This window comes from Moorena bouillonii PNG, assembly GCF_001942495.1.
Lineage (GTDB): Bacteria > Cyanobacteriota > Cyanobacteriia > Cyanobacteriales > Coleofasciculaceae > Moorena > Moorena bouillonii.
Window position 1 is genome coordinate 5725605 of the sequence record NZ_MKZS01000001.1, and the last position, 7638, is coordinate 5733242.

General features: G+C 44.9%; 7 protein-coding genes. 6 read left to right on the forward strand and 1 reads right to left on the reverse strand.

The genetic code is table 11. The features are described 5' to 3' along the window. Positions 1–321: 321 nt before the first annotated feature. The 3 genes from BJP37_RS23285 to BJP37_RS23295 all read left to right on the forward strand — a co-directional run bounded on the left by BJP37_RS23285 (position 322) and on the right by BJP37_RS23295 (position 3931). Positions 322–819 (forward strand): protein-disulfide reductase DsbD domain-containing protein, encoded by a 498-nt coding sequence (locus BJP37_RS23285; RefSeq protein WP_075902345.1) that lies wholly within the window; start codon positions 322–324, stop codon positions 817–819. A gap of 39 nt (positions 820–858) precedes the next feature. Further along, positions 859–2967, forward strand: coding sequence for a protein-disulfide reductase DsbD family protein (locus BJP37_RS23290; protein ID WP_075902347.1), 2109 nt, complete (start codon positions 859–861; stop codon positions 2965–2967). Positions 2968–3235: 268 nt separating this feature from the next. Continuing rightward, the gene (locus tag BJP37_RS23295; RefSeq protein ID WP_075902349.1) at positions 3236–3931 is read left to right on the forward strand and encodes a redoxin domain-containing protein; all 696 of its coding nucleotides are present in this window, start codon (positions 3236–3238) and stop codon (positions 3929–3931) included. Positions 3932–4329: 398 nt separating this feature from the next. Here the strand turns inward: BJP37_RS23295 and BJP37_RS23300 are convergent, their stop codons facing one another. After that, positions 4330–5169: a LysR substrate-binding domain-containing protein gene (locus tag BJP37_RS23300; protein ID WP_081431295.1), complete on the reverse strand. Its 840-nt coding sequence runs from the start codon at positions 5167–5169 to the stop codon at positions 4330–4332. A 627-nt stretch (positions 5170–5796) separates the two neighbouring features. On the opposite strand from BJP37_RS23300, the gene BJP37_RS23305 reads away from it, so the two are divergent. The 3 genes from BJP37_RS23305 (at position 5797) to BJP37_RS23310 (ending at position 7501) form a co-directional block, all read left to right on the forward strand. Then, positions 5797–6465, forward strand: coding sequence for a nitroreductase family protein (locus BJP37_RS23305; RefSeq protein ID WP_075902351.1), 669 nt, complete (start codon positions 5797–5799; stop codon positions 6463–6465). Then, positions 6431–6730 carry a hypothetical protein gene (locus BJP37_RS37245; RefSeq protein WP_143727758.1) on the forward strand — a complete coding sequence of 100 codons (300 nt, stop codon included), beginning with the start codon at positions 6431–6433 and terminating at the stop codon, positions 6728–6730. The genes BJP37_RS23305 and BJP37_RS37245 overlap by 35 nt, the downstream gene beginning before the upstream one ends. Positions 6731–6802: 72 nt before the next feature. Beyond that, positions 6803–7501: a pirin family protein gene (locus BJP37_RS23310; RefSeq protein ID WP_075906390.1), complete on the forward strand. Its 699-nt coding sequence runs from the start codon at positions 6803–6805 to the stop codon at positions 7499–7501. Positions 7502–7638 lie beyond the last annotated feature (137 nt).

The following is a 7638-nucleotide window of genomic DNA, read 5'->3' on the forward strand; positions in this document are numbered from 1 at the left end:
CCCGTCCTGGCCTACGGCCACGCCAAAGGCGAACGACCAGGACGGGGTAGTTCATTACCAAAAGATTAGTTGCTTAATCGATAATGGGTAATGGGTAACTGACCTAACTGTACCTGAGATGATTCCTTAGAGGATATCTGAAAAGTTTTTTTATACTGAATTTTGCCCCCCTAGCCCCCCAACTTTGGGGGGAACAAGAGTCAATTGGCTTCAGTCCCCCAAAATTGGGGGACCCACGGGGGCTTGGATGTAGCAAATGAGACTTCTCAGACAACCTCTTAGAAAAATTGTGTAGGTTAAACATGTATCACTAGAGTCATCATGTTGCACCAACTCCTCACCTGGATCATAGCCCTAGCCCTAACCCTCTCCACTACCTTACTACCCATTGCTCCTGCCTCGGCTAACCCAGTCCAAACCGAGAACGTCGAGGTGCAATTAATCAGCGAAGTCATCAACATTCAACCTGGAACCCCCTTCTGGGTAGGACTACACTTCAACATCCGTCCCGGCTGGCACACCTATTGGCGAAACCCTGGTGACTCCGGTCTTGGAGCTACCCTTAACTGGACCCTACCCCCCGGCTTTGAAGTGGGAGACATCGTGTGGCCCTATCCCCAGCGGCTACCCCTTGAGCCATTAATGAACTTTGGCTATGAAGAAGAGGTTACCCTACTCAGCCAAATCACACCCGCAGCCAACCTAGCTACTCCCGATGCTCTCCAACTCCGAGTAAAAGCTGATTGGCTGGNCCCCCAGAATTGGGGGACCCACGGGGGCTTGGATGTAGCAAATGAGACTTCTCAGACAACCTCTTAGAAAAATTGTGTAGGTTAAACATGTATCACTAGAGTCATCATGTTGCACCAACTCCTCACCTGGATCATAGCCCTAGCCCTAACCCTCTCCACTACCTTACTACCCATTGCTCCTGCCTCGGCTAACCCAGTCCAAACCGAGAACGTCGAGGTGCAATTAATCAGCGAAGTCATCAACATTCAACCTGGAACCCCCTTCTGGGTAGGACTACACTTCAACATCCGTCCCGGCTGGCACACCTATTGGCGAAACCCTGGTGACTCCGGTCTTGGAGCTACCCTTAACTGGACCCTACCCCCCGGCTTTGAAGTGGGAGACATCGTGTGGCCCTATCCCCAGCGGCTACCCCTTGAGCCATTAATGAACTTTGGCTATGAAGAAGAGGTTACCCTACTCAGCCAAATCACACCCGCAGCCAACCTAGCTACTCCCGATGCTCTCCAACTCCGAGTAAAAGCTGATTGGCTGGTCTGTGAAGTAAACTGCATTCCCGAAGAAGGCACCCTCAACCTCACCTTACCAATTACCTCTAGACCTCCCTTAGTCAACCAAAGGTGGGCACAGGTATTTGAGCAAGCCCGTCAAGCTCTACCCAAACCCTCCCCATGGCAAGTCACAGTCACTATCGAACCAAAAGACTTAACCCTGCAAGTTGAAGCTCCGGAAATGGAAGAGGCTCAAATCCAAGAGGTGACCTTTTTCCCACATCAAGACGGTATCATTAGCAACCCAGCGCCCCAAAACGCAGAACTTAATCAAGATGGAATCACCTTGCAATTGCAGCGAGGCTATCTCAGAAAACTCGACCCCATCACTGGAGTGCTAGTGATTCGAGAATCCCTAGACAACCAATCCGTAGTCCAAGCCTTCACCATTGAAGCCGCAGTAAGCAATGAAATAGGCAAAACCGCCCCAACCCCAACCCAACCACGATGGCAAGTGCTGCTGCTAGCATTACTCGGAGGCATAATCCTCAACCTGATGCCCTGTGTCTTCCCAGTGCTATCCCTCAAAGCACTCAACATAGTCCAAAAATCCCAGAAAAGTCCCAAGCAAGTGAGACGCCATGCGATCGCATTCACTGCAGGCATTCTGGTCAGTTTTACCGTAGTGGCCAGTGTGCTATTAATTTTGCGGACGCTAGGGCAACAAATCGGTTGGGGATTCCAGCTACAATCCCCCGTTTTCGTTACCTTAATGGCATATCTAATGTTTGCGGTTGGCTTAAGTCTATCGGGAGTCTTTATCTTCGGTGCTTCCATCATGGGAATTGGGCAACGATTAACCACTCGCTCAGGATACATCGGGGAATTTTTCACAGGAGTCTTTGCCACCGTAGTCGCCACTCCCTGCACCGCACCATTCATGGCAACCGCCCTGGGAGTAGCCCTGACCCAATCGGTACCAATAGCGATCGCAATCTTTGAAATGCTCGGTCTTGGGCTAGCCCTGCCCTACCTAGCCATTAGCTTCACCCCAGGATTGCAGCGTATTTTACCCAAACCAGGAGCATGGATGGAAACCTTCCAACAGCTTCTGGCATTCCCCATGTACGCCGCCACCGCCTGGTTAATCTGGGTATTAGCCCAGCAAACTGGAACCAATGGTTTAGCAGCCGCCCTAACAGGACTAATCCTAATTGCCTTTGCCACTTGGCTGCACCAAAAAACCCGCCTACTCCCCCCTCTAGGAAAGCATTTGGGCTCAATCTGCGCCTTAGTCGCCCTAGGATTTTCCCTGAGCTTAGCCCAAGTCTCCACCACCACTCCTACTGCACTGACCTATAATCAAAATCAGAGAATCAAATGGCAAGCCTATACCGCTCAAAGACTAGTTAAACTAAGGCAATCAGGAAGCCCAGTATTCCTGAATTTCTCAGCATCCTGGTGCATTACCTGTCTAGTTAATGAGCGTGTCGCCCTCAACCAGCCAGAAACCATAGCCGCCTTTGAGTCTAAAAAAATTGCCCTACTCAAAGCCGACTGGACTAATCGTGACCCAGCCATCACCAAAGCTCTAGAATCCTTCGGACGCAGTGGCGTACCCCTTTATGTATTGTATCCAGCAGACTCAGAATTTACACCGCCCATTATACTACCTCAGATTCTCTCCCCAGATCAAGTTCAACGTGCCATCAAAAACCTATAGCAAAGGGAGTCGGGAGTCCAGTAGGGTGCGTTAGGGGCGGGCTCGCCTTGATTTTCTGCCTCGAAGCCAGTGTTAAGACAGCCAGCCCCGTAACGCACCATCGGGTCAAACAGCAAAAAACAGATGCACCCCAGCGGATTTGGGAGTCGGGAGTCGGAAACAAGGAACAAAAATTATCACAATTATAAAATTTAGGTAGAATTTAAGGAGATGGGAAATAACAAGTAACAAGTAATAATAAACAATCAACAATCAGCCATCAAAAAAAATGAACAATTTTCTCAAATTAAACGGTCATAAAATTACCACCACTGGATTAGTAGCCCTAGCCTTAATTATCACTGGATGCCAGACTAATCCCCTCACCAAAGATTCCAAAACTACAAGTCCAGCATCCACCGCAATTGCAGCATCATCACCATTAAGTATTGATGAAAAAGCACCAGAATTCACTGGAGTTGACAGCAACAATACCACCCACAAGCTCAGTGATTTCAAAGGCAAAGTAGTAGTATTGGAATGGACTAATCACCAATGTCCCTTTGTCCGCAAACATTACAACAGCGGTAACATGCAGAAACTTCAGAAAGAAGCCACCAGCAAAGGAGTAGTGTGGTTATCCATAATCTCCTCAGCTCCAGGAAAGCAAGGTCATGTCACCCCTCAAAAAGCCAATGAATTGATTAAAAGCAGTAGCGCTAGTCCCACAGCAGTGATTATAGACTCCGAAGGCACCATTGGTCGTCTATATCAGGCTCGCACCACACCCCATATGTATGTTATTGATACTGATGGAGTCTTAAAATACATGGGAGCAATTGATAATAAACCCTCAGCTAATCCAGCGGATGTAGAAACTGCTACCAACTATGTCCGAGCTGCTTTAGATAGTGTTATTACTAATAAACCTGTAGAAACAACAGTCACTCAGCCTTACGGTTGCTCGGTGAAATATAATAGTTAAATACAATAGACTTCTTGCAGAAGTCGGGAACAGGGAACAGGGAACAGGGAACAGGGAACAGTGGACAAGAATTGACGCAAACACTATTAGAAAAACACTTTTGCAAGAGGTCTAATAGCTAAAGGTGTAAGCAATCAGCAATCAGCAATCAGCAATCAGCAATCAGCAATCAGCTATCAGCAATCAGCTATCAGCATATCGTTAGATGGTCAAATCCCCAGACTTTCTATTATCATTAATCTCGAACTATTAAATTCTACCAAACGAAGTTTATTTTAAGCTGATAACTGACAGCTGACGGCTGAATGCTTCTTGACAAAGAAAGTATTATTCACACATCAATTATATTGGCTGTATCTCGAACAACTTGTAAAAATTGCTCAAGAGTAGGACAAGGATTAGTAATACGCCATGCGATCGCGCTCCACAATCTCTGCAGTAGAAGGTTCTACTGAGCGATAGACTACCCCATCTCGACGAAGACGTCTGATCGAATTGGGCAATAGAGCAATTCCCATACCTGCTGCCACAAATCCCAACATCAGTTGGGTTTCATTGGTTACCTGACTCACCTCAGGAGTAAAGCCAGCCTGGTGACAGACACGAATCACCGCCGAATATAAACCACATTGATCAGTATTTAATCCCAGAATAAACGGTTCATCCTGGAGTTGCTGTAGTTGTACCTGATCTTGACTAGCTAGGGGATGAGTTTCAGATACTGCTAACACCAACGGTTCTCGTAGAATCGTCTCCAGCATCAGTGATTCATCCACCTTGCGAGGCACAATAAAACCCAAATCAATCCGTTGCTCCAACAATGCCTGAAGTTGTTCCCCAGTTGACATTTCCTTAGCCACAATGTGTACATCAGGGTATTGCTGCTTATAAGTTTGAATCGATAGCGGGACAATATCAGCTGAAGAAAACCCCTCAAACCCCAAGATAATCTGGCCAATTTCCCCACGACTAGCTCGCTGAGTAACTTGAACACCCAAATCCACCTGCTTCAGGATCCTTCGCGCCTCTAACACCAACGCCCTACCAGCTTCAGTTAGTTGAATCTGGGGCTTGGTACGATGAAAAAGTTGTACCCCCAAGCTTTCCTCAAGGCGTTTAATTTGACGACTCAAAGGCGGTTGAGCAATATGAAGCCGCTCTGCAGCTCGCCCAAAATTCATCTCTTCCGCCACCACTAGAAATGTCTTAAGATGATTAAGTTCAATGTTAGATAGCATCAGTCATACCTTTAGAGGTATCAAGTCACTCCAAAAATTATATTAGACAAAATTCAAATTACTACCTAAGATCGTAATATAGAGATTTTAAATTTTGTGAGGGACAGAGTACCTGGTTTTAGGTAACAGGTAACAGGGAACAGTAAACAGTGAAAAAAGAAGAGGTAATAAGGACACAATCCTGGGGATATCATTATAATATAAACCGTTATCTAAGCATCTATGGAGTAAAAACATCAAGTAATTTATATGATGAACTGCGTTACCAAATTATAGAATTAGTAAGGGAAATATGAAATCGGGAATAGGGGGTTGATCAAACTCAAATTTATTTATCGAAAAACTAGAGTTTTAAACGGCGACAAAATTGCTAATTTATTCAACACTATCTATCCAAGTTTTGCTTGGCATTGACATCTAGTCAAATTGCCTCTTTACTAAGATTACTCTTTGCCTAATATTAGGCGTCAACCGTAAACTTTCAACCTGTCAACCTTCAACCTGTCAACCTGTCAACCTGTCAACCGTAAACTTTCAACCTGTCAACCTTCAACCTGTCAACCTGTCAACCGTAAACGTTCAACCTGTAAACCTTCAACCTATAAACCGTAAACCTTCAAATAACTTATGACCACAGAATTTTACCCCTCAATCGGATTAAAAGAAGCAATAGAACAGCGTCGTGCTGCCCGTTCATTTCGTCCTGATCCAATTCCCAAAGAAATCTTAACAGAAATTTTTCGCTTAGGAGTGCGATCGCCCTCCGGTTTTAATTTACAACCGTGGCGCTTTATAGTCCTACAAGAGCAAGCTAATAAAGAAAAGTTAAGAGCCTGTGCCTTTGATCAGCGTCAAGTAACAGAAGCTCCAGTTGTATTAATTTGTTGTGGCGATCGCCGAGTTACTCAAACCGATTACATTGAATCGGTGATTCAACTTGGTAAAAATGTTGGTGGAGTCAATGATGCTTATGCAGATTTTATGCGTAGCTCAATTCCTCAAATGTTTGAGTATCATGTCTCCTTTCAATCCCCCGAAACCTGGACAAATCGTCACACTATGTTAGCCGTTGCTCATTTAATGATTGTGGCAAAAAGCTTTGGAGTTGATACCTGTCCAATGGAAGGATTTGTGTCTGCTCAAGTTAAAGAAGCATTTAACATTCCTGCGGAAGTAGATGTGTGTTGTTTACTCCCCATGGGATACGCCGGTGAACCCTTTAAACTCTATGGTGGACGGTTTGATATCGAACAAGTTTACTATGGGGAGAGCTTTGGAGAATCATTCCAAGTCTAGTATAGCGGTTTTCAATTTGGTAGGGAGTAGGGAGCAGGGAACAGGGAGCAGGGAGCAGGGAGCAGGAAATAGAGGGCAGGGAACAGCGATAATCTCTTTACCTCATAGTTATGAAAAATCCTGTAATCACCAATCAATAATTACCAATTATAGCGTTTTCCATACTTATCAAGTATATTCAATTTTGTTACCCCTACTCCCTACTCCCTACTCCCTACTCCCTACTCCCTACTCCCTAACTGTCATAACCATGAAATTTAAATGAATACTAATTTACCAATAACTAATCAAACATTTGGAGTAAAACCAAATGACTGTAACCACAAACAATCAAAAAATAATCAAAATTCGTAAATCCTCTGAAAGAGGACATGCTAATTACGGTTGGCTCGATTCTTACCACACCTTTTCCTTTGCTAACTATTACGATCCCGCTCATATGGGATTTGGCAAACTGCGGGTAATTAATCAAGACCGGATTCAAGGTGGAGCTGGCTTTGGAATTCACTCCCATAGAGATATGGAAATTATTTCCTATGTCCTAGAAGGAGCCCTTGAGCACAAAGATACCCTTGGCAATACCACAGTTATTCGTCCTGGTGAAGTGCAACGGATGAGTGCAGGAAAAGGTATTGCCCACAGCGAGTATAATTATTCAGGCACTGACATCGCCCATTTTCTGCAAATCTGGATTTTACCGAATCAAACTGGATTAACACCAAGCTACGAGCAGAAATTTTTTGCACCAGACGAAAAGCAGAATCAATTAAAACTAGTTGCTTCACAGGACGGACGAGATGGTTCTGTGAGCATTCATCAAGATGTTAATGTCTATGGCACGAACCTGGATGCTGGTGCATCAGTAATGTACCAGGCTAATCAAGATCGTCATATTTGGGTACAAGTAGCAAGAGGTCAGGTCAAGTTAGATAATTACTTGCTACAAGCTGGTGATGGTGCTGCTATTTCTCAAGCGGAATCTGTGATGTTAGTGGGTCAAGAGCAAGCAGAGGTGTTGCTGTTTGATTTGGCCTGAATCTAGAGATGTCAGCATCTGTAAATCTGAAGTTACCGGTTTACTATTGGCTAATACCTTGATTTTTCCTTTCATCTGGGTAATATCATGTCAGGATAATTACCCTTAATAAAAATCTCCCCCATCTCCCCATCTCC